General features: G+C 61.9%; 22 protein-coding genes and 1 tRNA gene. 13 read left to right on the forward strand and 10 right to left on the reverse strand.

What is annotated here, in order from left to right:
* Positions 1-85: 85 nt before the first annotated feature.
* Positions 86-376, forward strand: coding sequence for a hypothetical protein (locus QM801_RS15830; protein WP_415020174.1), 291 nt, complete (start codon positions 86-88; stop codon positions 374-376).
* A 209-nt stretch (positions 377-585) separates the two neighbouring features.
* Positions 586-1,098 carry a hypothetical protein gene (locus QM801_RS15835; RefSeq protein WP_415020175.1) on the forward strand — a complete coding sequence of 171 codons (513 nt, stop codon included), beginning with the start codon at positions 586-588 and terminating at the stop codon, positions 1,096-1,098.
* 203 nt (positions 1,099-1,301) lie between these two features.
* Here the strand turns inward: QM801_RS15835 and QM801_RS15840 are convergent, their stop codons facing one another.
* Both QM801_RS15840 and QM801_RS15845 read right to left on the reverse strand, forming a co-directional pair.
* Complete coding sequence (locus QM801_RS15840) at positions 1,302-2,552, reverse strand: three-Cys-motif partner protein TcmP (protein WP_415020176.1); 1,251 nt, start codon at positions 2,550-2,552, stop codon at positions 1,302-1,304.
* 9 nt (positions 2,553-2,561) lie between these two features.
* Positions 2,562-3,338 carry a DUF5131 family protein gene (locus tag QM801_RS15845; protein ID WP_415020177.1) on the reverse strand — a complete coding sequence of 259 codons (777 nt, stop codon included), beginning with the start codon at positions 3,336-3,338 and terminating at the stop codon, positions 2,562-2,564.
* Between the two features lie 166 nt (positions 3,339-3,504).
* On the opposite strand from QM801_RS15845, the gene QM801_RS15850 reads away from it, so the two are divergent.
* Positions 3,505-3,732, forward strand: coding sequence for a helix-turn-helix transcriptional regulator (locus QM801_RS15850; RefSeq protein WP_415020178.1), 228 nt, complete (start codon positions 3,505-3,507; stop codon positions 3,730-3,732).
* Here the strand turns inward: QM801_RS15850 and QM801_RS15855 are convergent.
* A complete protein-coding gene (locus QM801_RS15855; RefSeq protein ID WP_415020958.1) occupies positions 3,654-4,094 on the reverse strand; it encodes a hypothetical protein in 441 nt (146 codons plus the stop codon). The two genes, QM801_RS15850 and QM801_RS15855, sit on opposite strands and share 79 nt — an antisense overlap.
* A gap of 898 nt (positions 4,095-4,992) precedes the next feature.
* Here QM801_RS15855 and QM801_RS15860 point away from each other — a divergent pair.
* The 5 genes from QM801_RS15860 to QM801_RS15880 all read left to right on the forward strand — a co-directional run bounded on the left by QM801_RS15860 (position 4,993) and on the right by QM801_RS15880 (position 9,054).
* Positions 4,993-5,322, forward strand: coding sequence for a twin-arginine translocation signal domain-containing protein (locus QM801_RS15860; protein WP_415020179.1), 330 nt, complete (start codon positions 4,993-4,995; stop codon positions 5,320-5,322).
* A 172-nt stretch (positions 5,323-5,494) separates the two neighbouring features.
* Entirely contained in the window at positions 5,495-5,806 is a 312-nt protein-coding gene (locus tag QM801_RS15865) for a hypothetical protein (RefSeq protein ID WP_415020180.1), read from the forward strand.
* A complete protein-coding gene (locus tag QM801_RS15870) occupies positions 5,799-7,979 on the forward strand; it encodes an ATP-binding protein (protein ID WP_415020181.1) in 2,181 nt (726 codons plus the stop codon). Before QM801_RS15865 ends, QM801_RS15870 begins: the two co-directional genes overlap by 8 nt.
* A 154-nt stretch (positions 7,980-8,133) precedes the next feature.
* Positions 8,134-8,328 carry a hypothetical protein gene (locus QM801_RS15875; protein ID WP_415020182.1) on the forward strand — a complete coding sequence of 65 codons (195 nt, stop codon included), beginning with the start codon at positions 8,134-8,136 and terminating at the stop codon, positions 8,326-8,328.
* The gene (locus QM801_RS15880; RefSeq protein ID WP_415020183.1) at positions 8,329-9,054 is read left to right on the forward strand and encodes a Fic family protein; all 726 of its coding nucleotides are present in this window, start codon (positions 8,329-8,331) and stop codon (positions 9,052-9,054) included.
* A 659-nt stretch (positions 9,055-9,713) separates the two neighbouring features.
* Here QM801_RS15880 and QM801_RS15885 read toward each other — a convergent pair.
* Together QM801_RS15885 and QM801_RS15890 are read right to left on the reverse strand one after the other, a co-directional pair.
* Positions 9,714-9,790: transfer RNA gene (locus QM801_RS15885), tRNA-His, on the reverse strand.
* Positions 9,791-9,947: 157 nt separating this feature from the next.
* On the reverse strand, positions 9,948-10,373 hold the full coding sequence (locus QM801_RS15890; RefSeq protein ID WP_415020184.1) for a phasin family protein: 426 nt from the start codon (positions 10,371-10,373) through the stop codon (positions 9,948-9,950).
* A gap of 241 nt (positions 10,374-10,614) precedes the next feature.
* Between QM801_RS15890 and QM801_RS15895 the strand changes: the two genes are divergently transcribed.
* Both QM801_RS15895 and QM801_RS15900 read left to right on the forward strand, forming a co-directional pair.
* Positions 10,615-13,227 (forward strand): ATP-binding protein, encoded by a 2,613-nt coding sequence (locus QM801_RS15895; protein ID WP_415020185.1) that lies wholly within the window; start codon positions 10,615-10,617, stop codon positions 13,225-13,227.
* Between the two features lie 15 nt (positions 13,228-13,242).
* Complete coding sequence (locus QM801_RS15900) at positions 13,243-14,907, forward strand: ABC transporter permease (protein WP_415020186.1); 1,665 nt, start codon at positions 13,243-13,245, stop codon at positions 14,905-14,907.
* Here the strand turns inward: QM801_RS15900 and QM801_RS15905 are convergent.
* Positions 14,904-16,898 (reverse strand): acetoacetate--CoA ligase, encoded by a 1,995-nt coding sequence (locus QM801_RS15905; protein WP_415020187.1) that lies wholly within the window; start codon positions 16,896-16,898, stop codon positions 14,904-14,906. The genes QM801_RS15900 and QM801_RS15905 overlap by 4 nt on opposite strands.
* Before the next feature lie 52 nt (positions 16,899-16,950).
* Between QM801_RS15905 and QM801_RS15910 the strand changes: the two genes are divergently transcribed.
* From QM801_RS15910 to QM801_RS15920, 3 genes are read left to right on the forward strand one after another with little or no spacing between them, the layout of a single operon-like run.
* Positions 16,951-18,780: an AsmA-like C-terminal region-containing protein gene (locus tag QM801_RS15910; RefSeq protein ID WP_415020188.1), complete on the forward strand. Its 1,830-nt coding sequence runs from the start codon at positions 16,951-16,953 to the stop codon at positions 18,778-18,780.
* Between the two features lie 5 nt (positions 18,781-18,785).
* A complete protein-coding gene (locus QM801_RS15915; RefSeq protein ID WP_415020189.1) occupies positions 18,786-19,238 on the forward strand; it encodes a molybdenum cofactor biosynthesis protein MoaE in 453 nt (150 codons plus the stop codon).
* 7 nt (positions 19,239-19,245) lie between these two features.
* Positions 19,246-19,851 (forward strand): thermonuclease family protein, encoded by a 606-nt coding sequence (locus tag QM801_RS15920; protein WP_415020190.1) that lies wholly within the window; start codon positions 19,246-19,248, stop codon positions 19,849-19,851.
* 15 nt (positions 19,852-19,866) lie between these two features.
* Here the strand turns inward: QM801_RS15920 and QM801_RS15925 are convergent, their stop codons facing one another.
* The 4 genes from QM801_RS15925 to QM801_RS15940 are packed head-to-tail and all read right to left on the reverse strand — an operon-like array spanning position 19,867 to position 23,876.
* Complete coding sequence (locus tag QM801_RS15925; RefSeq protein ID WP_415020940.1) at positions 19,867-20,907, reverse strand: Gfo/Idh/MocA family protein; 1,041 nt, start codon at positions 20,905-20,907, stop codon at positions 19,867-19,869.
* 23 nt (positions 20,908-20,930) lie between these two features.
* Positions 20,931-21,719 carry a ThuA domain-containing protein gene (locus QM801_RS15930; protein WP_415020191.1) on the reverse strand — a complete coding sequence of 263 codons (789 nt, stop codon included), beginning with the start codon at positions 21,717-21,719 and terminating at the stop codon, positions 20,931-20,933.
* Positions 21,716-22,729, reverse strand: coding sequence for an ABC transporter ATP-binding protein (locus QM801_RS15935; RefSeq protein ID WP_415020192.1), 1,014 nt, complete (start codon positions 22,727-22,729; stop codon positions 21,716-21,718). The genes QM801_RS15930 and QM801_RS15935 overlap by 4 nt, the downstream gene beginning before the upstream one ends.
* A 1-nt stretch (position 22,730) precedes the next feature.
* Positions 22,731-23,876 carry a carbohydrate ABC transporter permease gene (locus QM801_RS15940; RefSeq protein ID WP_415020193.1) on the reverse strand — a complete coding sequence of 382 codons (1,146 nt, stop codon included), beginning with the start codon at positions 23,874-23,876 and terminating at the stop codon, positions 22,731-22,733.
* Between the last annotated feature and the right edge of the window lies 1 nt (position 23,877).

A 23,877-nucleotide genomic window follows, 5' to 3' on the forward strand; every position in this document is an offset into this window, starting at 1 on the left:
GGAAGTCTCCAATTTGCGACCATTGGAGTCCTGACCGTCCCTCAGAATTCCGCTCTAGTGATCTCATCAATTGTTTGGAGGATCCATGAGCAGCAGCAATTCAAGTGATGTCGACTATCTGGTGAACACATTCATCGGAGGACTCCCGCAAAAGGAGCAATCTGTCGACGTGGATGGTCGCAAGGATATTTCACGCTATGCAGAGGAGTGGGCCAAGAGCGGTGACCTTCGATCTGAGTTCAGCAGTTTCCGTGCATATGCAAGCTTTCGCGGCCACAAGGACGGACGCAGGTTCGGCGCGCAGATGTGGAATGAGAACGTGAACCGACGCACCGCACGTTTTGCCGTGCCTGGGAAGCACTATAACCCCACGTAACCGGGTACCGGCCCACGCAGATCTTTCCCGCGGGTAGGCGCATCCCACTGCCAGATACGCGGGAAGAGGAGTGAAGAGACCGGCCGCCAAGGTTTTCTTCACTCGCGGTAAGGGCGCCTCAGCGACAGTGGCGCTCTTACGAGAGGAGCGGGGAAGTCGTGATAGGTGGCTTCCCCGCCCTTCTACACAAGTCTTCGAGAGCCTTTAAATTGTCCACATACCTCAAGCGCGCACGCCGGCGTGAAGAGGGACCAAACGATGCTCGGGATTTCGCATTATTCAATCGGCAATGGAAAACACGGATGGCAAATCAAAGTATGCTTATGGCTGTCGCCGCGGCCTGTTCGGGTGACTTGGAGAATGATGGATCTTCGACCACTTCAGCAGATGTTAAGAGACGTGAGCTGGAGAAGGAGACAGGTCCGGTCACGGTACAGCAGCTGAAGGAACGTTATCCGGCTGCTGCCGCAGCACTTATCGCTGAAGGAAAGGCAGCTGCCCGCATGGAGCAAGAGATATTGGAGCGCCTGCTGAAAGAGAACCAATCAGCCGGCGCCGCGCAGGTGGCTGCGCCAGCCGTCTGTTGGAAAACTGGTGTCGACAAGCACAAGGAAGAGTGGGCGACCGATGCCAATCTGCGGAAGGAATTTTCCAGCGAGGCTGCCTATCTCTGCTTCCGTAAGATGCAAGATGAAGGAAGAGTAAGGATTCTCAGCCGTTAATCGGGCAATGTTTCCTGCCGTTGCTGCAGCCTCTTCCCGATAAAGGGGAGAGGCTTTCTTTTGCGAGTGTTGGTGGTTCCCAGGGGCATAGGTTCTTCCTGCCAAATCCGCCTTCGCGGGTAGTTCGGACTATGCTCCCGCTCCAGTTCGAGCGTTATCTGAGAGCCTAAACATGTGATGCGGTTTGGCGTCGCAGATGGAATTCAATTCCCCTCATCTCTTGGGCGCATAAGCCTATGAAAACTGCGTTGAGGTCGCAGTTGGAGAATATCGTCTGGCTCGATACCGGAAGCGCTCCTCCGACGGCTTCCGCGGGGTGTAATCACCTGAAGATCAGGACTCCTCATGATTGCTGCGCGAATGTCGTCACTGTGAGCGGGGGTCTCCCCGTAAATTACCCGGCGGAAATCGGCAACGCCAATAGTGTCCCCATAGCGAGAGACCAAGCGGGGTATATCATCTGTGAGTTGATCAAGAGCCGATGCCCTGCCGACGTCGTCGAAAAGATACAGCTTTCCTTCTTCTGGCTTTTCATAAGTCAGCATCTTCAAACCTGATCTACCAAAATGAGCCTGCAAGGAAGCGTTGGCGTGCAGGATATCGTTGTAGACCTCGCGTGCTCTAGGGCTCTGCGCAAAATGGAGCAGCCAGTAACTCCATCCTTTGTTCTTGTGCACAGAGAATGGGCTGACATACGGAGCACAACCATGAAAGACTTCAAATACAAGTCTCTCCGCCAGACCCAACCATAGCTGGTTAGTTAGGGTTGATTCACTCAGTCTCCTAATGTCGAAGTCCGGACCGAGAAAGGCGGTTTGCGCAGCCAGTTTTTTCGCGTCGCGTTTGTCCAGAAAAGCCAGAAACGAGTCGATCGAGAAGTTGTAGAACATCTCGATGTTCTTGAACGCATCAATGATGTCTCGAATGCTCTCTACCTGCACTTGGCTATGGCCGCACTGATCCAGTATGAACAGGACATTTTCGAAGCCGTAGTGTTTAAGGCTGGTAATGAGGTAGGGGCAGATCTCCTCGAACTTTTTATCGTGGTACTTCACAGTCAGGTCGAGTTGGTCTCTGATTTCCTCCGCCTCAAGCAATAGGGGCGCTAGATTCTCTCGGAGAATTTGAATGGCAACAGAGTCTGCATCGTTGCAGATCATGAGACATTCGATGTGAAGCTCTGAGAATCCGTTGGCCTTCCTCACCAGATTGAGTGTTCGGGCTGCATTGACCAGCTCTTCGACAAAAATGAGTGGCGACCCCGGAGTGCCGTCTTTATATCGACCTGCTCCAGAAAATCCTTCGACTATGGCCAGCTTGAATTTCGATTGCCGTGGATGTTGGCATCGGATGGAGATGTACTCCCGGAAATACTGCCGGAGGATCGTTAGCTTTGCCTTGGATTCTTCGCCAAGAACGGCGCCTCCGGACCAATCATAATCGACCCGGACCATGGAATTATCTCACGGCGCCGCGTGCGACCCGGGCATCTCGTCCCAGGTCCGGCCACGGTATTCTCGTCCGTTTGCTTTCTTCGATCGCTTTTTGTTGTCCTTGCCCCAAGTTCCCCACTGTTTGAAGAAGAATGCAGTGCCAGCATCAGTGCACTGGTTATAAATCTCATCGATCCACTCTTCGCGGATCGGACGCGCCTGGCGGCCACTCTCTCCACCGACTATTGCCCAGTGAATGCCGTGCAGATCGATTTCGCCGACCGGCCCGATCAGTGGCTCAAACGAGATGAAGCGAATTTTGGCCCTGACGTGCCGGATCGCATCGGCGCGGTCGACATGTTCTGCATTTTCAATGCTCGTGCCGAGCCATACATTTTCCAGTGGCGGGCCGAGACGATTGACAACCTCGGCCATTCGTTCAGGGCGCTTCGTCAAAATTTGGTAGTGGTGACGCGGTGTGCGCTCCATCACGTCCCACACTTCTCGTATGAATGCCTCCGAAACTCGTTCGTGGAACAGATCGCTCATGGAGTTCACAAAGATTTTGCGAGGCTTTTTCCATCTGTCTGGGATGCCGAGCGCACCGCGATCTTCCCTGACCACCCCATTCCAAACCGCTCTATTGCCGCTCCTGCGGACAAGGCCGCGATACTTGGGTATCCCCATGGCCTGCAGACGCTTTGCCATCTCCATGGCGTAGCAGTTTGTGCAGCCAGCACTGACTATCGAGCAGCCAGCGACTGGGTTCCAAGTGGAGTCGGTCCACTCAATCTGTGTCTCGGCCATGGCGCCTCCTACGTTGAGAATATCATCTTCTGGAGTTTTCGCCAGCTATTGGAGGTTTCCGGTTTCATGGAAAATTCCATGAATAATCCAATTTGCTCCGGCGACCTCTGTGCGGCCATCTGGGGCGAGCGATCCCCAAGGAACGCGCTCCACAGAGGAAGCCTAAATGCATACAAAGATCACTCCCTTTCCGGCGCCTTCGCTACTGAACGAGCACCAGGCAGCCGAGGTTCTCAATCTCACTGTCTCCTCCCTCCGCAACTGGCGTCTCCGTGGGGACGGACCTACCTTCATCAAGGCCGGCAGGTTGGTCCGCTATCGCCCGTCCGATCTGGACGACTGGGTCAACAGGCGCGCGTTTGCCAGCACCTCCCAGATGGGACGGTCCGCGTGAGGACGCCAGCCAAACGAGAGAGACACGGCCCCGGCGCGCGGGACATCCTGAGCGCCGAATTTCGCAAGCAGCAGCGTCCTCGCCTTCGGGTTCAGGAGATGCGTCAGCTCATCGAGCTTGGCGCCACCGCTCGGGCTTTCCACCGCGCCTTGGTCACCGGTTTCTGTACGCCTGGTGCATTCGATCTGCGGAAGGCCATTCGGCCGTTGTCCCGTCCGAATTTCGGAGAAGGGCCTGTCCTGACGTTCCAGAGCTACCTCGACAGACGAGCGTGCGAGCTCGTGCCGAGAGATATGGACACGGAGAACCTTGCCCTCCGGGTCGCCTTCGGAGAGCCGCTGCTTCTGCAGGAACAGCTGCATCTCATTCGGGCGGCCGGGATTGCTGAGCAGTCCAGGATGGCGGCAGCGAGGATATCTCCGGCCAAGGTCAAACGGAGGCCGAAATGAAGCTCATCGCAAAAGCGAAGCAGGCTCCCGAAGGAGCCTGCCCGGCGTCTGAGGCGCCTCGAATCCACTCGGCAGGCTTTACTGCCCGGATCAGCTGCAGTGCCAAGACACGCGAGTTTCCTGGTGCCTGCCGGCGTTCTTGCCAGAAACGCAATCGACCGCGGATTTGGGCACGGCCGACGTCTTCGAAACTGCAGTGTGCGTGGATGCGTGTCGAGAGAGATTTATGCATGCAGAACAGCAACCATAAAGCGAAACAGGCCCCCGAAGGAGCCTGCCCGATGCATGGTTTCCGTTTCACTTCCTCGAGCAGCTGGGTGCCCCATGAACGTGAAATCGAACCGGCGGTGGTTCGCCGTTCCGTGCCATCTCGCACTTGGCTGCACCTTGTGCGGCGAAACCGGTCCTTGGAGAAGCCGGGATTCGCGACGGCAAATATGCAGGCCATTTGGCAGAGTGTCGAGACTTCTAGGCCCGTGGACAGCAGACAGCAGGCCCTCGGAAGGGCCCGCTTGACGATGGGGGCAAATCAGAACATGTTGTCAGCGGGCTTAGAAACCCTGACAACGATAGAGCTGGAAGCGGTTGGCGCCGCATTCGAGCTGACGCGAGCAACCTTCACGGTTGCCGCAGCGAAGCGCCTTGGCGGGCGCTCCACACCCGTCCTTTATGGCCGGGGGAGAGCGCTATGTCCAGAGCTCACGCTTAAAACCGCTCTGCCTGTCTCGTTGCAGGTTTCTAACCCCCGGCTTCCAGGTCCGCCACCTGGAGCAACGGGCCTTAGAAAGCCCTTCGACAACGAGGACTCCCCATGAATATCTCCCGCCGCGACTTTGTCGCCGGCTGCGGTGCACTCACCGTAGCTTCCGTTCCCGCCCATGCAGACGAACCGGAAATCTCCGAATTCGTCACGCGTGTCGAATCCTGCGGTATGACGATTTTTGCGACCACGCTCGAAGGAGTGCCGGCGCTTCATCTCCACATTGATCTCACGGTCGAGTCGCCAGATTTGGAGGTCGACCGCGATGAAGTCTTCGAGCAGCTGGCCGCATGGAAGAAGCTCTCCGACTGGCAAAAGCGTCGACAGAGGATCATCCACTATCTCGTCACCACCGGCCGCAGTTATGGGGTGACGGTATGAAGCGCCTCACCCGTCGACGGACCTGGGCGAGCTTCCAGCAGAGAGAGAGGCGCGGACTTGTCCGCGCCTTCAGTCTCCGCCTCCCCCGAAAATTTCAAGCGAACAGGTGTTATTCAACTGCATCTCATCTCCCGGTGCACCGTCCTGCTCCTCACGATCCGCGGGGTGCAAAATGAAGCCGTCGCGCAAAATCGATTTCGCCCGGATCAATGCCCGAGCGCTCGCAAGTGCAGACTCCATCCTCGTCCGATGGCTGCCAGACGGCCGCCGCGAAGGCACTGAATGGGTAGCCCTGAACCCGCGGCGCAGCGACAAGCGCCGGGGATCCTTCAAGGTCAACCTCCACACCGGGAAGTGGGGTGACTTCGCTGCCGGCGCGAGTGGTGGTGATCTCGTCTCGCTCGCGGCCTACCTCTTCGACCTCGGCCAAGGAGAGGCGGCCCTCAAGGTGTCGGACATGTTGGGAGTGGACCCACATGTCTGACCCCTTCGCTCCGATCCATACCGCCGATGACCCTCCGCGTTCTAAGGCGAAGCAGGATACCTGGGAGGTCATCTCACCAGTTCCTGACGAAGCTCCCGCTCCTCCCGCTGAGCACTACTCACGAGGCAAGCCGTCCCGCAGCTGGCAGTACCTGGATGCCACAGGGAAGCTCCTCGGCTTCGTGTGGCGCTTCGACACTGAGGAAGGTGAAAAGGAGTTCCTGCCGCTCACCTACTGCCGCAAGGCAGACGGATCGGGCGCCAGCTGGAGGTTCAAGTCCTGGACCGCGCCGCGCCCGCTCTACGGGCTCAGGAAGCTCGCTGTCTCTCCGTTCCCGGCGGTTCTAGTCTGTGAGGGTGAAAAAGCTGCAGACGCGGCCCAGAGGCTCCTGCCGGACCTTGTAACGGTCACCAGCCCGGGAGGGTCAAAGGCGGCCACAAAGGCAGACTGGAGCTCGCTGGCCGGGCGGGACGTGGCCATCTGGCCAGATAACGATGCTGCCGGCAAAGACTATGCGGAACAAGTTGCCCGCTTCGCCCGAAAGGCCAAGGCCATTTCGGTGGTGGTAATCACGCCGCCGGCCGGCGTTGCACAAGGTTGGGATGCGGCCGACGCGGAAGCGGAGGGTTTCAGCCCGGACCACCTGAAGGCACTGATCGATGGCGCCAAGGTTCTCAATCGCGAGTCTTCAGACGCCGCCGATGAAAAGCCCGAAGATGACGAGCCCAAGCGGCGGAGGCCCCGCCAGTCGACCGAGACTATTGATCTCCTCGACAGCCTTGATGTCGAGTTTTGGATTGATCAGGACGGTGAAGCCTTCGCAAGTGTTCCCGTGAATGGCCACTTCGAGAACAGGTCACTCAGATCGAAGGAGTTCAAGAGATGGCTCGCTGGCCAGCAATACCGCGCCACCGGTGGCGCCATCAGCTCACAGGTGCTAGAGGACAGCCTTCGCGTGCTGGAAGCGCGAGCCTCGATCGATGGCCAGCAGTACGACACCTGGCGCCGTGTCGGGGAACACAGCGGGAAGATCTACATCGACCTTGGCGATGCCTCCTGGCGAGCCGTCGAAGTGACGTCGCTCGGATGGAAGGTCATCAGCAATCCGCCCTGCAAGTTCATCCGCGGTAGCGCAATCCGCGCACTGCCGGAGCCCCTTATGGGCGGCTCAGTGGATGCTCTGAGGGGGTTCTTCAATTTTGAGAGTGACGATGAGTTCCAGCTGTTGGTCATGTGGACCGTTCAGGCGCTCCGATCAAAAGGACCCTACCCGGTTCTTTGCATCAATGGCGAGCAAGGCTCTGGCAAAAGCATCCTGACGCAGGTGCTGCGATCGCTGACCGATCCGAACGGCGCTCCACTACGCGCTGCGCCCGGCGACGATCGGGACCTCTTTGTGATGGCAAACAACGCATGGGTCCTTGCCCTCGACAATCTCTCCAGCATTTCCGAATGGCTGAGCGACGCACTGTGCCGGGTTTCAACTGGTGGCGGCTTTTCCACCCGTACCCTGCACAGCGACAAGGACGAGACATTCTTCTATCTGCAGAGGCCGATCATCCTCAATGGCATTCCCTCACTCACGAACCGGCCGGATCTAGCAGATCGATCGGTGTCCCTCTTCCTCAAGGCAATGCCGGCCGGCAGACGGAGAGCGGAAGAAGAGTTCTGGAAGGACTTTGACAAGGCCGCGCCCGAGATCCTCGGGGCTCTGCTTGACGGTGTCTCGGCCGGCCTTCGCAATGTCGACAAGGTCAAGATTGCGGAAGTTCCCCGCATGGCAGATTTTACAAAGTGGATGTTGGCAACCGAGCCTGGCCTTGGTTTCAAGGAGGGATCCACCTTCGCAGCCTACCAAGAGAACCGTCGAGAGATCTCCGAGACGACTTATGAGGCCGATCCAGTCGCGGTGGCGATCGCCAACCTTGCCAAGCACAAGGGCAGTTTGGATTGTGGTGTCTCCGAGCTACTGACTATGCTCAACGATGCCTCTCCCGAAGCGCTACGCAAGTCCAGGAGCTGGCCCGCGAGCCCAACCGGTCTCGGCTCGAAGATCCGGCGAGTCGCTCAAGTCCTCCGCGATCAAGGATTCCTGATCGATTTCGGTCACTCCGGGAAGCGCTTCGTGCGGATCATTGCGCCGGCTGAATTGGAGCTCCAGGCTGGGAGGTAGGGGAAAATTAATCTTTTGGTAAGATTCTGTTCCAGCTTGGGGAATTCTCATCGCATTTCCCTGGAACGGTGCGTGGGGTTGACGAGTTCAACATGTATCACTAAGGTCTGTTTTTAATCAACAAAAACAGACCTTTATTTCAGGGAAGCGCGTCATGACGAATCTGAAGACGAATGATCAGCTGCTGAGGAAAATGAGGTCAGCTGCATCGAAAAGCCTCACCGCCGAAGAGCTCCGCCAACAGAAAATCTCTTTCATCATGGCCAATTTTGATGAAGAGAGTTCGGTTACTCGCGATTACGTGGGTGCCGTCCTGGACAAGCAGGATGGCCGCAAGTCGGCAGCGTAAGTGATAATCTTCGAGATCACCGGCAGGGAGGACAGTCCCGCGTACCGGGATCTCGAAGTATCTAATGGCGAGAGGCAATTCGACTTCCTCCGATCAACGGTGGCAGCCTCACTCGCGTTGAAGCGCCCTTTTATTTCCCAGCATCTTTTGAAGGCCTTGAATTTCCATGCGATCGCCTGTTTGCACACCAGTGCAGGCGAGTTCCGTCCCTGCGAGGTGACAGTCGGCGCGTACAGGCCTCCGTCTCCTCACCGCGTCCAGGCTCAGATGGATGACTTCATCAATCAGGTCAACAGAGCCTGGGAGACGGCAGATCCTGTTTTCCTCGCGTGCTATGTACTGTGGCGTCTCAACTACATTCACCCGTTCATCAATGGCAATGGGCGGACCGCCCGCGCCGCCTGTCTGTTCGTGCTTTGTGTGAAGGCCGGTGGCTGGTTGTCCGGTGAACCTATCCTACCAGATCTTCTGAAGCGAGAACGAGCCAACTATGTCGCCGCCCTTCAAGTCGCTGACCGAACTTTCGAAGCTACGGGAGATGCCGATCTCAGGCTCCTACATGGCCTCGTCGCCAGTCTGCTTTATGAGCAGCTCAACGGCGTAAGGGATGAGCCTCAAGTCGATGAGCCTGCTGCCGCAGCTCCTGTCGTGGAGAATAACATCGATCCGGAAGAGATCCGCCCGCGGCGGGAACCCGACGACAATGACGCTGCTGTCCAAGAATAAGACTACTGCCTTTACCCCGCTCCCCCGCGCCTCTCTCTGCGCCAAGCGGCGGTCACTGCAAGCGCAAGAGCTGGTAAGGCGACTTGAGCCACGCTTTGACCGGGGGGGCATAGGTTCTTCCGGGCCACTTGCGGTACGCGGGTAGTTCGGACCGTGTACACGCTCCAGTCTCAGGGAATGGCCTCAGCCTAAAGTCCTAAAGAGCCTACTGCAGGTTGCCGAATACCCATTGTTTGCATGGCTCATGCGGTGGCTGCAGGGCGATCGGTTCGGCCGTTCCAGGATCTCGAGTGCGAAGGATTCCGCTTTTTTTAGTGGTCGGCGCCAGGCCGTGCCCCGAGCCAATTTGGACACCTTGCCGGCGCCGTCGCTGCACTCCGCGAAAAACTCAGCGCGGGGTTTCGGGCCGCAGTTGGACACCTGTGGGCACCTGTGGACACTTTGCGAAATTCAAAAGATGCCCATTTTTTGATGGTTTCGGACACCTTGGACGCCTTGGACACCTTCTTTTTTTTAATAGGATAAATATTGAAAGAGAAAGAGTACGAGAGTGTTCGATTACTCTGTAGGCTGCTTCCCCGATGCTTCTCCGTTTAAGCGGGCGCGAGAACACCGAAGATGGAACAGCCTCTATATTATTGAATTTGAAAGGGAAAAGATGGTACAGCCTCCCAGGCTTGAACTGGGGACCCCCAGATCCACAATCTGGTGCTCTAACCAACTGAGCTAAGGCTGCACTGCGCGCTTCACTAGCGCAACATTCCCGCCAGTGCAAACACTTGCATGGCGGGGCCGTTAACATGCGGTGAGACAAAGAAAAGGCCCGAAAAAATCGGGCCTTGAGGTTGGCAGTCCGGGAGGGAGGACCGCCGGGAAAAACCAAAAGTCGAAGCTCAGGCTGCCTTCGGGAAGGGGAAGGCCGCGAAGCTCTTCTTGAGGCCGTCCTGCACCGGGGCAGCGGCTTCACGGACCAGCGCCACGGTGGCGTCGTTCAGGTCCTGGAACTGCTTGAGCGCCACTTCCGACTGGCTCTTGAAGAAGCCCTGCTGGAGCGCGAACAGCGCCTCGGGCGACTTCACGCCGGCGGCTTCGCGCCAGAAGCCGAGAAAGGCCTTCGTGTTGGCTTCGAAATAGGAGAGCGACTTGGCCTGCAGGTCGGCGAGGCGCTCCTGGTAAACCTTGGCGGAGGCGCTCAGCGCTTCAACGCTTTCCTTGGCCGGACCCGCTTCGCCGCCGAAGGTGGCCTTGGCGGTGTCGATCGAGTCGGTGACGAATTCGGTGGCGAGTTCGACGGGGGTCTTGGTCTTGCGGGCGTTCATGACTCTTACTCCTCAATGGGTGGATTGACCTTCATATAGCAGGTTTATTGTGCATTGCAACATGAATTTTGCAGCGCACAATACGGCTGCCTGAAAGATCGCCAGCGGACAGGGTTAAGGAAGTGTGGACGCGGCCTCTCAAACTTGATTTATTGCAACGACTTGGACGGGCTTCCTGGGGTTTTGGCCCCGGTTCGTCCGGGGCCCGGTTGGTTTCGGGTCAGTTTGGCAGATCGAGTTTATGAGCACCCTTCGCCCCCGCACCCTTGAGGACCTCCGGCAGGACGCAAGCCCCGCCTGGCTGTGGGATGCCGCGCGCGGGCGGATCGTCTGGGCCAATGCCGCGGGGGTTGCGGCCCTGGGCGGCGAGAGCGTCTTCGATCTGGTGGACCGTCCCTTCGACCCCCTCGACCCCGCCGTGCAAGAGATCCGCGAACAGGTGGCAGGGCTCCAGCCCGGCCAGGTCCGGCAGACCCGCCTCCCGCTCCCCGATGGCGATACGGAAGCGCCCGTCCAGTGCAGCCTTCATCTTCTGGCCGATGGCCGGCAGGGGCTGCTTGTCGTGGCCGAGCCTGCCCCCAAGAAAATTTCGGCAATCGTGGGTGACGTGGCGCAATCGACGCTCCTTCACCTGCCCGTCGCCGTGCTGATCCTCGATGCCGCCGGCACGATCGTGAACGGCAATGCCGCCGCAGGCGAGATGCTGGACCTGTCCGTCCCACGCAAGCTTTCCGAGCTTGCCGCCCCGGAGAAGACGGAAGCCCTGTTCGCCGGATTGAAACGCGCCAATGTCGGCAGCGCCATCCTCGCCATGGCCTGCAAGCTCGGCGCGCGTGAAGTGCGCGTCACGCTCTCGCGCCTGCCGGGGCAGGAGCTGTTGAGCGCCATCCTTGAAGACGTGACCGACCGCCGCGCCCTCGAGCGGAGCCTGCAAGGGCAACCCGCCACGGCCCCCGCCGCAACTCCGGCGCAGGATGCCTTCGCCCAGCTTGCGAAGTCGCTTCAGGATACGATCGAACGGCAATCGGCCGCGCGCACCCAGAAGGATGCGGAACCGGTTGCCGAAGCGGCCCCCAAGCCCGCATCTCCGCCCCGCCCGCCGAAGCCAGCACCTGAAGCAGCACCTCCGGCAGCAACACTTGCTCCGTCCACGGACAATTCTTCCAAGGGTGGCGGCACAGCGGCGCCCCCGTCCGGCAGGAAGGCCGCGCCCTTCGTGCCCGAACCCGTGCGCCAGTCCTTCGAGCGGACCGGTGAGGCGATCATGATCGGCCGCGGTGATGCCCCGCTCTTCGCAACATCGAAGGCGGCGGCCCTGCTCGGCTATGACTCGACTGCAAGCCTCATGTCCGACACCGGCCTCTGGCAACATTTCAAGGCCGTGGCGCAAGCGCCGAAGCGCACCAGCCTGCCGCTTGCAGGCGGCGAGAGCATCGACATCGACGTGAGCCACGGCTGCGTGCCTTGGGTGAACGGCCCTGCCGAGCAGATCGTCATCCGGCGGAGCGTGACGCCATACGTGAAGCCGGAACCGGCCAAGCCCGCACCGGCGCCTGTTGTCGTTGCAACACCACCGCCCGCACCTGTGCCGGTGCCGCCGCCCACGCCCGTTGCACCACCTGCTCCTGTGGTGGCCGCCGAACCGCCGCCACCGCCTCCTCCGGCGCCTGCGCCCACGGTCACGGCTGCGCCGCAGCCCGAGCCTGCGCCAACGCTTGCAGTCAGCCAGCAGGTGATGGAAACGACCGAGCTCAAGGCCATGCTCGACGTGGCCTCGGACGGCATCATCGCCCTTGATGACGAGGGCCGCATCCTCAGCTTCAGCGCCGGCGCCGAGGCGATCTTCGGCATGAGTCAGGACGAAGTCGTGGGCCGGCCCTTCGCCGAACTGCTCAGTTCCGACGGCCGCAAGCCCTGGCGCGATTATCTCGCAGCACTCCGCGGCCCCGGTCTCGCCAGCGTCTTCAATGACGGGCGCGAATTCACCGCCATCGTCAAGCAGGGCGGCACGGTTCCGCTCTTCGTCACGCTGGGCAAGCTGCAATCGCCGCACTCGCAGGCGAGCTTCTGCGCCGTTGTGCGCGACATCACCCAGTGGAAGCGCACCGAGCAGGAGCTGCGCGAGGCGAAGGAAGCCGCCGAAAGCGCGAGCCGCCAGAAGTCGGAATTTCTCGCCGGCATCAGCCACGAGATCCGTACGCCGCTCAATGCCATTCTCGGCTTCTCCGATGTCATGCGCCTGGAGCGCTTCGGCGAACTGAAGAACGACAAGTACCGCGCCTATGCCAACGACATTCACGCCAGCGGCACCCATCTGCTCGCACTGGTGAACGATCTGCTCGATCTGTCAAAGGTGGAGTCGGGCAAGCTCGAGCTTGATTTCACCGCCGTCAATGTCGTCGACGCCGCCGAACACGTGCTGCGTCTGATGAGCGAAGAGGCGGCGCGCGCCAATGTGGTGGTGCGCAAGTCGTTTTCTCCGTCCCTGCCCCGCGTCGTCGCCGATCTCCGGGCGCTCCGTCAGGTGCTGCTCAATCTCGTCTCGAACGCCATCAAGTACACCGATGCGGGCGGGCAGGTGATCGTCTCCGCCCTGATGGAAGAGACGGGTGAAGTGGTGCTGCGGGTGAAGGACAGCGGCATCGGCATGGACGCCACGCAGTTGCAGGAAGCGCTCCGCCCTTATGTGCGGGTGGAATCGGTTGCCCGCGAACGGCAGGGCACGGGCCTTGGCCTGCCGCTCTCCAAGGCGCTGGTGGAAGCGAACCGCGCCCAGTTCACGATCGCCAGCGAGCCCGGCCAGGGCACGCTTGCGGAAGTGCGTTTCCCCGCCACCCGCGTACTCGCGGAATAAGAGGCCCGGACGGCGGTGGCAGCATCGGAAGCCATGTCGGGTGACGGCCCGAAGCTTGCGCTGACGCCGCTGCAGGCCGCAGCTCTCATTCTCTCGCTGCCGCTTTTCCTGCCGCTCGCCGCAATCATCGTCCTCGCCGCCACGGCCGATGGCAGCGGCTGGCCCGCCCTTCTCTCCACCGTTCTCCCCTCCATGCTGATGCAGACGCTGCTGCTCGCAGCAGGAGTAGCAGCCCTCACCCTCGTGGTGGGCGCGGTCATGGCCTGGCTCGTTACCTTTTATTCCTTCCCGGGGCGAAACCTGATGAAGTGGTCGGCGATCCTGCCGCTCGCCGTGCCGGGCTACATCACCGCCTTCGCCTATGTGGACTACTTCTCCTATTCCGGCCCCTTCCAGACGGAGGTGCGGAAGCTGATGGGCTGGCAGACGCCGGCGGAAAGCTGGATTCCCGAAATCCGCTCGCTGGGCGGCGCCATCTTCGTGCTCGCCTTCTCGCTTTACCCGTATGTCTACATGTCGGCGCGCGCCGCCTTCATGCGCCAACCCATGTCGCAGCTCGATGTGGCGCGCACGCTCGGCCGCACGCCCTGGCAGGCCTTCCTGCAGATCGTGCTGCCGCAGGCACGGCCTGCCTTCGCGGTGGGCGCCTCGCTCGTTGTCATGGAGGTGATGAACGACATCGGTGCGGTGCAGTTCTTCGGCGTCAACACCCTTACCTATGGCATCTATTCCACCTGGCTCGGGCAGGGTGACTTCGGAACCGCGGTGCAGCTCGCCTTCGTGCTGCTCGCCGGGATTGCCGTCCTCATCGGCTTCGAGCAGGTGATGCGGAGCCGCGACACGCTCTCCCGCGGCGGGCGCACCCACTCGCCCATCCAGCGCCGCAAGCTCAGGGGCCTGCGCGCGATTGCCGCCTTCCTCGCGCTCTTCATCCCCATCGGCTTCGGCTTCCTCGTGCCGCTGTTCCTGCTGCTGCACTATGGCTGGCGCCGCTTCGCCGATCTTCCCAACACGGCCTTCTTCTCGGCCATGGCGAACTCGCTACTGCTCGCCGTCCTCGCCTGTGCGGGAACGCTGCTGCTAGCGCTGCTCTTCGGCCATGCCACCCGCAACAGCGAAAGCCCGCTCCTCTCCCGCATCACCCGCTTTGCGAGCTTCGGCTACGCGCTTCCGGGAACGGTGCTGGCGATCGGCATCATCGTGCCCTTCGGCTTCCTCGATGCCCGCATCAATGACGCCACCAAGGCGATGTTCGACGTGATGCCCGGTCTCATCCTCTCGGGCAGCATGGTGGCGCTGGTCTTCGCCTATGTGACGCGCTTCCTCGTCATCGCCACGGGCACGGTCAATGCCGGCTTCGAGAAGATCTCGCCCCATCTCGACCAGGTGGCGCGCACGCTCGGGCGCAGGCCCTTCGCCGTGTTCCGCGAAATCCACCTGCCGCTGCTTCGCCCCTCGCTGGTGACGGCGATGCTGCTTGTCTTCGTCGATGCGCTGAAGGAACTGCCGGCCACACTGCTGCTCCGGCCCTTCGACTTCGACACGCTGGCCACTTACGTCTTCACCAGCGCCTCGCTCGGGCAACTGGAGGAAGCGGCCCTGCCCGCGCTCTCGATTGCGGCGGCAGGCCTCATTCCGGTCTTCATCCTCTCGCGCAATCTCCGGGATGCGGGGAACTAGTCCTTCAGCTCTGCGAGATCGGCGTAGAGATCGAGCGCCTCCGGATTGGCCAGCGCCTCCTTGTTCTTCACGGGGCGGCCATGCACCACCTCGCGCACCGCAAGCTCGGTGATCTTGCCGGACTTGGTGCGGGGAATATCGGCAATGGCGATGATCTTGGCGGGCACGTGGCGGGGTGAGGCACCCTCGCGGATCGCCTTCTTCAACGTGGCCACAAGTTCGGGCGTGAGGCTGATGCCGGGACGCAGGCGCACGAAAAGCACTACGCGCACGTCGCCCTGCCAGTCCTGGCCGATGGCCAACGCCTCCAGCACTTCGGGCACACGTTCCACCTGGGCATAGATTTCCGCCGTTCCGATCCGCACCCCGCCGGGGTTGAGCGTGGCGTCCGAGCGGCCATGGATGATCATGCCGTTGTGCGGCGTGATCTCGGCGAAGTCGCCATGGCACCACAGGCCCTTGAAGCGGGCGAAGTAGGCGTTGTGGTATTTCTCGCCCGATGGATCGTTCCAGAACATGACGGGCATGGAGGGGAAAGGCAGCGTGCAGACAAGTTCGCCCTTCTCGCCGGTGACGGGCTTGCCCTCATCGTTGAAAACATCCGCCGCCACGCCCAGCATCGGACCCTGGATCTCGCCCGCATAGACAGGCTCATCCGGATTGCCGCCGACGAAGCAGCCGCAGATGTCGGTGCCGCCCGAGATCGAGGCGAGCTGAACGTCGTCCTTCACGCCATCATAGATGAAGGTGAAGCCATCTTCCGACAGCGGCGAGCCCGTTGACATGACACTGCGCAAGGTTGCGAGCTTCATGTGATCCTTCGGGCGGAAGCCTGACTTCCGCAGGCTGTCGATGTATTTGGCGGAAGTGCCGAAGTGGGTCATGCCCTCTTCCTCGGCATAGTCGAAGAGCACGCGCTCGGACGGGTGGAAGGGAGAGCCGTCGAAGAGCAGCAGCGTCGCCCCCGCCGCAAGGCCGCTCACCAGCCAGTTCCACATCATCCAGCCGCAGGTGGAGAAATAGAACACGCGGTCGCCCGCCTTCACGTCGCTGTTCAGCACGTGCTCGACGAGGTGCTTGAGCAGGATGCCGCCGTGACCGTGCACGATGCACTTCGGAATGCCGGTCGTGCCGGAGGAATAGAGAATGTAAAGCGGATGCTCGAAGGGCAGCTGCGCGAAGGTCACGGGCTTCGCCAGAACCCCACGGGTGAGAGCAGCCAGTGTGATGCCATGGGGAATGGCGTTCGCCACTTCACTTGCCTTGCCGGCATAGTCGAAGACGATCACCTTCGCGACCGAAGGCATGGCCCGCACCACGGTGGTGATCTTGTCGGCCAGCATGAAGGTCTTGCCGCCATAGAAGTAGCCGTCGCAGCAGAGCATCACCTTGGGCTCGATCTGGCCGAAGCGGTCGAGAATGCCGCGCTCGCCGAAATCAGGCGAACAGGAGGACCAGATGGCGCCGAGCGAGGCGCAGGCGAGAAGTCCGACGATCGCCACCGGATGGTTGGGCACGACGGCGGCAACACGGTCGCCCTTCTTGACGCCGAGCTTGACCAGCGCCTGCTGCAGCACCGAGACCTGGGCATTGAGTTCCCGCCAGCTCAGTTCGAGGCGTGTGCCGTTTTCCGAGCGGAAGACGAGGGCGGGCGTGTCATCCGCCTTGACCAGAATGTTCTCGGCATAGTTCAGCAGCGCCTCGGGAAAGAATCCCGCATGCGGCATGCGCCCCGGATGGGCGATCACCCGCTTGCCCTTGGCACTCGCCTTCACCTTGCAGAAATCCCAGACGGCATCCCAGAAGTGTTCCGGCTGGGCCAGCGCATAGGCCTGCACGGCGCGGAAGCCCTTGGGGGCGGCGGCTCCGGCGCGGCCCGCCAGAAAGGCCTCGAAGCGGCGCAGGTTTGCGCCGGCACGGCGGTCGTCCGAAGGTGTCCAAAGCGGGCTGGCGGTCATGGGTGATGTGGGTCCTGCTGATCCTGTGGCCATGCTCATATCGCCTGCCTTGAAAGAGCCGCAAGGGGTGCGGCATAAGGCGGGCATGCGGCGATCCTTGCGATATGTGCTCCTTGGCGTCCCTCTGGCTGCCGTGGTTCTGGCGGGAGGCGCGCTCACCCTGCTGCCGGGGCTTGCCAAATCCCGCCTCGCCGAGCGGGCCCAGACCCGCCATGGCCTGACGATGAGCGTGGATGGCGGAACCGGTCTGTCATTTTCCGACGGTCTTGCCGTCACTCTCGACAATGTCACCTTCACCCGCACCTCGGCCCAGGGCGTGCCCTCGCTTGTGGTGGGGGAAATCCGCGTGCCCTCGCCGCTCCGGCTGCTGGTGGGCGGCAGCGTCCGCCGCATCGAGCTGGTCGATCCGGTCTTCACCTTCGTGGCCAGCGACACCAAGACCCCGGCCGAAATCACCGATGCCGCCGCGCAGGCCGCGCCCGCCCCCAAGGAAAAGCCGGTGAAGCCGCTCGCCATCAGCATCGAGAACGGTTCCATCAAGGCCTCCGACCCGCAGCACAATCTGGCCATTGCCGTCACCGACATCACCGGGGAACTCACCCAGGCCGACACCGGCACGCTTGAAGGTGATCTCCGCGGCCTCTTCAACGGTGTTGCCACGCAATTGGCCTTGACCGTGGATGACACGCGACGCTTGGCCCAGCCCGGCTCCCCGTCCGACATCACGCTCAACAGCAAGGCCGGACAGGTTGTCATGTCGGGCCGCCTCAGGCTTGTGGGCGACATGCAGTTTGACGGCAGCGTCTCGGCGGAAGCAACCGATGCCCAGAGCTTCCTCTCCTGGCTGGGCGTTCCCCTCGAGGGCCTCGCCGACGGCCTCACCCTCGGCCTCGATGCGGGTGTCTCCATCTCGCAGGCGAAGGCACAGTTCCGCAACCTCGCCTTTGCGCTCGGCAATATGCAGGCCAAGGGCGAGCTTTCGCTGCAGGCCGCGGCCCCCCGCCCGGCGCTCGACGCAACGCTTACCTTCAACACCGTCAACTTCAACATCTATTCGGGCAGCGATGATCCCGGCACCACGTCGCCGCCGGACCTCACCACCGATTGGCGCGAGAAGCGCCTGCCCTTCGCCGACCTGAAGGCGGCGGACGCCAGCCTCTCCGTCACCAGCGACAGCCTGATGGCGGGCGCCGTGACGGCGGGCCCCTCCAGCCTCAAGGCCACACTCAAAGACGGCGTGCTGCAGGCCCACGTGGAGAGCAGCGCGCTCTTCTCCGGCAAGGGCAGCCTCGACCTCACCCTGCAACAGGGCCAGGACACGGGCCTCGCAGTCGCGCTCGATGTGGCCGGAGCCGAAGCCAAGGATTTCCTCGGCAAGGCCTTCGGCATCCACTTTCTCTCGGGCCCCGTCAATCTTCAGACAGACCTGAAGGCCACTGGCAACAATCCGGCGCAACTGATCTCGACGCTGGCCGGCACCGCATCCCTTGCCCTCACCGGCGGCAGCATCGACGGCGTTGACCTTGCCTCGCTTGCAGGGCTCGTGAGCAAGGAGGAGGCGCAGGGCTGGGGCCTTTCCGATGGCGCCGTCACACCTCTCACCTCCGCCACGGCGAGCGCTGCCTTCAGCGACGGCATCGCCACGCTCTCGGAGGGACAGATCGAGGCGGCGGGCCTCGCAGCGTCGGTCTCGGGCGATGTCGATCTCCTCCGCCGCGCCCTCAACCTCACGGTGAAGCCGGAGCGCGGGCTTCCGCTTCCCGTTGCCGCCCGCGTCAAGGGGCCGTGGGACAATCCGAAGATGTCGGCCAAGGTCGATGTCGAGGGTGTGCTTGATGCGGTGGGTGCCGATGGCATCTCGGCACAGGACGTGAAATCTGCCAAGAAGGCCCTGAAGAAACTTCTGGGCGATTGACCGCGATGATCCGGGTACAGCAAGAGCCGTTCGATGCGGGGCGTGAACTCACGGCCTTCAAGGCGGGGAAAACCCATGTGGGCGGCACCGCGCTCTTCGTGGGCACGGTGCGCGACAGGAACGAGGGACAGGGCGTTTCCGCCATGACCCTGGAGCACTATCCCGGCATGACCGAGAAGGCGCTGGCCGGTATCGAGGCCGAGGCGCGGGCCCGCTGGCCGCTCGATGACGTGCTGATCATCCACCGCCATGGCCGCATGCTGCCGGGCGAGGACATCGTGCTGGTACTCACCTCCTCCTCCCACCGCGAGGCCGCCTTTGCCGCCTGCCAATTCCTGATGGACTGGTTGAAGACCAAGGCGCCCTTCTGGAAGCTGGAAGAAGGCCAGGGTGATCCGCGCTGGGTCGATGCCCGCGAGTCCGACGACGTGGCGGCCCGGCGCTGGTCCGGCACATGAGCCATCCATGAGATACGGGCTGCGCGGCGCTGCCGCGCAATGGCTGACGGTGGCCATGCTGGTGCTTGTGCTGGTGACGCTGGCCCGCCTGCATCCGGAGTGGTTCGCAAATCCCGAGACGCGTTATCCGGAAGAACCGCCCCGCATCGGTCGCTACGACGCCATCGACGGCGACAGTTTCCGCCTCGGCAAGCGCGAGATCCGCCTGCATGGCATTGATGCGCCGGAATACCGCCAGACCTGCACCACGGCAGACGGGGCGGCGGTGCCCTGCGGAAAGATGGCGCGCGATGCCCTCACCCGGCTCGCACGGAACGGCGAGGTTCGTTGCGCGCTTGTGGAATATGACCGCTACCGCCGCGAAGTCTCGGAGTGTACGGCGGGAAGCACCAACCTCAACCGCGAGATGGTGCGGCAGGGCTGGGCGGTCGCATATACCAAACACCTTGGAACCGATCCGTACAATATCGCCGGAGCCGAGGCTGAAGCGAAGGCGGCGAAGCGCGGCATCTGGGCCATGCGCTTTGACAGGCCCGACGTCTGGCGCAATCGCAACCGCAATCTCCAAGGCAACATGGGCGGTGCGCCCGGCGACGAGATCAAGGACGAGTGAGGCTCAGAGCCTCACTCACACCTTCACGAGGCCGCTGCCGTCATTGTCGAAGCAGAGATCGAGCACGCGCTGCAGGTTGGCGGCGTGGCGGAAATCCGGCGTCAGGTTCTTGCCCGCTGCGATGGCGTTGATGAAGCGGCGGTAGTTCGTCTCCACTGGCTCCGGCTTGATCGGCCGCCAGGCCATGGTGTTCACGTCATCGCCCGTGCAGGCGCGCAACTCCGTCCAGCCCTCCATGTGCTTCACTTCCACCGCGCCCTTGTCGCCGTGGATGCGGAGGTGAAGCTCGTTGTCGTGGCCGGTCATGAAGCGCGAGGCCTGGATGATGCCCAGCGCGCCGTTGGAAAACTCCACCGTCATCACCGCGCTGTCGTTGGCATCGAGCGGATATTCGCCGATCTTGTCGCCATCGGCCTTGTGGAAGGTCTTGAGGCGGGGCTGGATCGCCACCAGTTCGGCGTCACAGCCGAAGCTGGCGAAGTCGAGGATGTGGATGCCGACGTCACCCAGCACGCCCTTGGAGCCATGCTTTTCCGAAAGACGCCACAGCCACATGGGGAGCGTGCGCCAATCGCCCCAGTGATTGCCCACAAGCCACGACTGGCGGTAGCTCGCCTCCACATGGCGGATGCGGCCCAGCGTGCCGTCGGTCACAAGCTTCCGCGCCACGTGGATTGCCGCCACGTTGCGGTAGGTGAGGTTCACCATGTTGATGAGGCCCGCCTTCTCCGCGGCGTCCGACATCTCCTTCGCGAGCGCGTAGTTCTCGGCCAGCGGCTTCTCGCACAGCACATGCTTGCCGGCGGCGAGCAGCTTCATGGTGGTGGGATGATGGATCGCATCGGGCGTCACGTTGGTGGCGGCATCGAAGCCGCCCCAGGCAATCGCTGCGTCGAGATCCTCGAAGCTCTTCGCCATGCCGAAGCCCTTGGCGAATTCGGCGGCACGGCCCGGCACCACGTCGCAGGCGCCCACCATCTCGACGCGCGGATCGAGCGCAAAGGCCGTGGCATGGGCCTTCGCCATGCCGCCTGTTCCGAGAACAAGAAGTCGGATCGGTTTTGTCATGGCGTCAACTCTCAGCGGAAGCCTTCCTGGCCGTCTTCGTGCAGGCGCGGGCCCTTCACCTCGAGCGGATAGGGCGCCTTGTCATGGGGCACGTTGGGAGCGGGATGGATGCCGGTCCACGGCTTGGCAGGATTGTAGGCCCAGCGCGTGGCGTTCTTGATCACCCGCAGCACATCCGTGTTGTAGTAGGTGGGATAGGCTTCGTGGCCCGGGCGGAAATAGAAGACGTTGCCGGCACCGCGGCGATAGGTGACGCCGGAGCGGAACACTTCCCCGCCTTCGAAATGCGAGATCATGACGGTCTCGAGCGGCTCCGGAATGGAGAAGGGCTCGCCATACATTTCCTCGTGCTCGATCTTGATACACTCGGGCAGGCCCTCGGCGATGGGGTGGTTCGGATTGATGATCCACACCAGTTCCTTCTCGCCCGCCTCGCGCCACTTGAGCGAGCACGGCGTACCCATCAGGCGCTTGAAGATCTTCGAGTAGTGGCCGGAGTGGAGCACGATCAGCCCCATGCCCTCATAGACGCGCTTCGCCACGCGTTCGACGATCTCGTCCTTCACGTCGCCATGGGCGGCATGGCCCCACCAGATCAGCACGTCGGTTTCGGCGAGGCGCTTTTCCGAGAGGCCGTGTTCGGCGTCATCATCGAGGAGCGCATGGTCGACGACGAAATCCTTGTCGCCGGCAAAGGCCTTCTTCAATGCGCCATGCATGCCTTCGGGATAGAGGGAGGCCACGAGCTTGTTCTTCTTCTCGTGGCGGTGTTCATGCCAGATCAGTGTGCGGATGGTCATTTGGAATCGAGTCTCTTTCCGTTGTCATCGAAGCGGTGCGTTTGGCCCGCCTGGGGGGTAAGGTAGACCGTATCGCCGGTCTTCACGGTGGTGCGCCCATTTTCACGGGCCGTTATAAGCCCGTGGTCCGTCGCCACATAGATAAAACTGTCGCTGCCCAGAATTTCGGCATACTCGACTTTTCCGCCCATGCTGCCGGCACCGGCCTTGGTGGAAATGTCCAGGTGTTCGGGGCGCACGCCCAGCGTCTTGCACTTGGCCTTCTCCGCAGGCGCTCCGGTGATGAAGTTCATCTTCGGCGAGCCGATGAAGCCCGCGACGAAGAGATTGCCGGGGCGCTCGTAGAGTTCCATGGGCGTGCCCACCTGCTCCACCCGGCCCGCCTGCAGCACCACGATGCGGTCGGCGAGCGTCATCGCTTCCACCTGATCGTGGGTGACATAGATCATGGTGGTTTCCGGCATGTCGCGCTTGAGCTTGGCGATCTCCATGCGGGTGGCGACGCGGAGGGCCGCATCGAGGTTGGAGAGCGGCTCGTCGAAGAGGAAGACCTTCGCCCCACGCACGATGGCGCGGCCGATGGCGACGCGTTGGCGCTGGCCGCCCGAGAGCGCCTTCGGCAGGCGCGTCAGGTAAGGCGTGAGCTGCAGCATTTCCGCCACCTTGCCCACCCGCGTCTTGATCTCGTCGCGGGGCACGCCCTGGTTTTCCAGCGCGAAGGAAATGTTCTCGTAGACGCTCATGTGCGGGTAGAGCGCATAGGACTGGAACACCATGGCGATGCCGCGCTTCGAGGGCGGCACCTCGTTCACCACGGCATGGTCGATCTCCAGCGTGCCCGAGGTGATGCTCTCGAGGCCGCAGATCGAACGCAGCAGGGTGGACTTGCCGCAGCCCGATGGGCCGACGAAGACCACGAACTCGCCCGACCGGATGTCGAGGTTCACATCCTTGAGGATGTGGACGGCACCATAGGACTTGTTGAGGTTGGTGAGCTTGATGTCGGCCATGTCAGCCTCCCTTGACCGAGCCCGCGAGGAGACCGCGGACGAAATAGCGTTGCAGCGAGAAGAACACGATGAGCGGAACGATGATGGTGATGAAAGCCGATGCCGTGAGGATTTCCCAGTTGCCGCCGCGCGAGCCGAGCAGCGAGTTGAGCTGGTAGGTCAGCACCGTCTTGTCAGGCTCCGTGCCGAGGAAGACGATCGCCACCAGAAGGTCGTTCCACACCCAGAGGAACTGGAAGATGGCGAAGGAAGCGAGCGCCGGGAAGGAGAGCGGCAGGATGATGCGGCGGAAGATCTTGAAGTCGTTGGCGCCGTCAACCTGCGCTGACTCGATCAGGTCACGCGGCAGGCCGGCGATGTAGCTCCGCAGCAGGTAGATGGCGAAGGGAAGGCCGAAGCCCGTGTGCGCCAGCCAGATGCCGAGATAGGTCTTCGAAAGGAAGCCCGTGGCGTTGTAGAGCTTGAGCAACGGGATGAGCGACATCTGCAGCGGTACGACGAGGAGGCCCACCACCACCGAGATCATGAAGCCGCGTGCGGGGATCTTCATCCAGGCCAGCGCATAGGCGGCGAAGGCTGCAATCAGGATGGGGATGATGGTCGCCGGAATGGTGACCGTGAGGGAGTTGACGAAAGCCCGCCCGATCCCTTGCGAGAACAGCACGTTGGCGTAGTTCTCGGTGGTGAAGGCGGGCGGCACCGAGGTCATGAAGAAGACGCGTTGTCCCCTGCCGTCTTCGAATTTGACCGGTGACGTGTAGGTGTAGGCGCCGTCGGCATTGACGGTGAGGCTGCGGCCATCGTCGTAAGCCGCGGTGGCGCCCGGCGCGAATTCATCGGGCTTCGCCACTTTGGTGCCGAAGGCCGTGACCGTGCCTGTGCCGCCCTCTGCCCCCTCGAAGAGATTGCCGGAGATGACGAACTTGCCATCCTGCTCCACCTGGGCGGAGGCCTCCTTGGTGCGGGTCTGGGCTGAGCGCACCGTTGTCGTCAGCGCCGTCCACCAGCCGGAGGTGGCGATCAGGTTCTTGTCGCGGAGCGAGGAGACGAGGAGGCCTGCGGTCGGCAGTGTCCACATGGCGACGATGATGAGCACCGCAAGATGAAGCGCAAAGCGCGAGGGCTCGAGGCGAATGCGTTGCAGCATG

Origin of the sequence: Aestuariivirga sp. (genome assembly GCF_047600585.1) — a bacterium.
Lineage (GTDB): Bacteria > Pseudomonadota > Alphaproteobacteria > Rhizobiales > Aestuariivirgaceae > Aestuariivirga.

What these genes read in the sequence shown, in the direction of transcription:
- QM801_RS15830 (WP_415020174.1), top strand. Translation starts at nt 86, where the DNA reads ATGAGCAGCAGCAATTCAAGTGATGTCGACTATCTGGTGAACACATTC.
- QM801_RS15840 (WP_415020176.1), bottom strand. Translation starts at nt 2,552, where the DNA reads ATGGTCCGGGTCGATTATGATTGGTCCGGAGGCGCCGTTCTTGGCGAA.
- QM801_RS15845 (WP_415020177.1), bottom strand. Translation starts at nt 3,338, where the DNA reads ATGGCCGAGACACAGATTGAGTGGACCGACTCCACTTGGAACCCAGTC.
- QM801_RS15850 (WP_415020178.1), top strand. Translation starts at nt 3,505, where the DNA reads ATGCATACAAAGATCACTCCCTTTCCGGCGCCTTCGCTACTGAACGAG.
- QM801_RS15855 (WP_415020958.1), bottom strand. Translation starts at nt 4,094, where the DNA reads ATGCAGCTGTTCCTGCAGAAGCAGCGGCTCTCCGAAGGCGACCCGGAG.
- QM801_RS15860 (WP_415020179.1), top strand. Translation starts at nt 4,993, where the DNA reads ATGAATATCTCCCGCCGCGACTTTGTCGCCGGCTGCGGTGCACTCACC.
- QM801_RS15865 (WP_415020180.1), top strand. Translation starts at nt 5,495, where the DNA reads ATGAAGCCGTCGCGCAAAATCGATTTCGCCCGGATCAATGCCCGAGCG.
- QM801_RS15870 (WP_415020181.1), top strand. Translation starts at nt 5,799, where the DNA reads ATGTCTGACCCCTTCGCTCCGATCCATACCGCCGATGACCCTCCGCGT.
- QM801_RS15875 (WP_415020182.1), top strand. Translation starts at nt 8,134, where the DNA reads ATGACGAATCTGAAGACGAATGATCAGCTGCTGAGGAAAATGAGGTCA.
- QM801_RS15890 (WP_415020184.1), bottom strand. Translation starts at nt 10,373, where the DNA reads ATGAACGCCCGCAAGACCAAGACCCCCGTCGAACTCGCCACCGAATTC.
- QM801_RS15895 (WP_415020185.1), top strand. Translation starts at nt 10,615, where the DNA reads ATGAGCACCCTTCGCCCCCGCACCCTTGAGGACCTCCGGCAGGACGCA.
- QM801_RS15905 (WP_415020187.1), bottom strand. Translation starts at nt 16,898, where the DNA reads ATGGCCACAGGATCAGCAGGACCCACATCACCCATGACCGCCAGCCCG.
- QM801_RS15910 (WP_415020188.1), top strand. Translation starts at nt 16,951, where the DNA reads ATGCGGCGATCCTTGCGATATGTGCTCCTTGGCGTCCCTCTGGCTGCC.
- QM801_RS15915 (WP_415020189.1), top strand. Translation starts at nt 18,786, where the DNA reads ATGATCCGGGTACAGCAAGAGCCGTTCGATGCGGGGCGTGAACTCACG.
- QM801_RS15920 (WP_415020190.1), top strand. Translation starts at nt 19,246, where the DNA reads ATGAGATACGGGCTGCGCGGCGCTGCCGCGCAATGGCTGACGGTGGCC.
- QM801_RS15930 (WP_415020191.1), bottom strand. Translation starts at nt 21,719, where the DNA reads ATGACCATCCGCACACTGATCTGGCATGAACACCGCCACGAGAAGAAG.
- QM801_RS15935 (WP_415020192.1), bottom strand. Translation starts at nt 22,729, where the DNA reads ATGGCCGACATCAAGCTCACCAACCTCAACAAGTCCTATGGTGCCGTC.
- QM801_RS15940 (WP_415020193.1), bottom strand. Translation starts at nt 23,876, where the DNA reads ATGCTGCAACGCATTCGCCTCGAGCCCTCGCGCTTTGCGCTTCATCTT.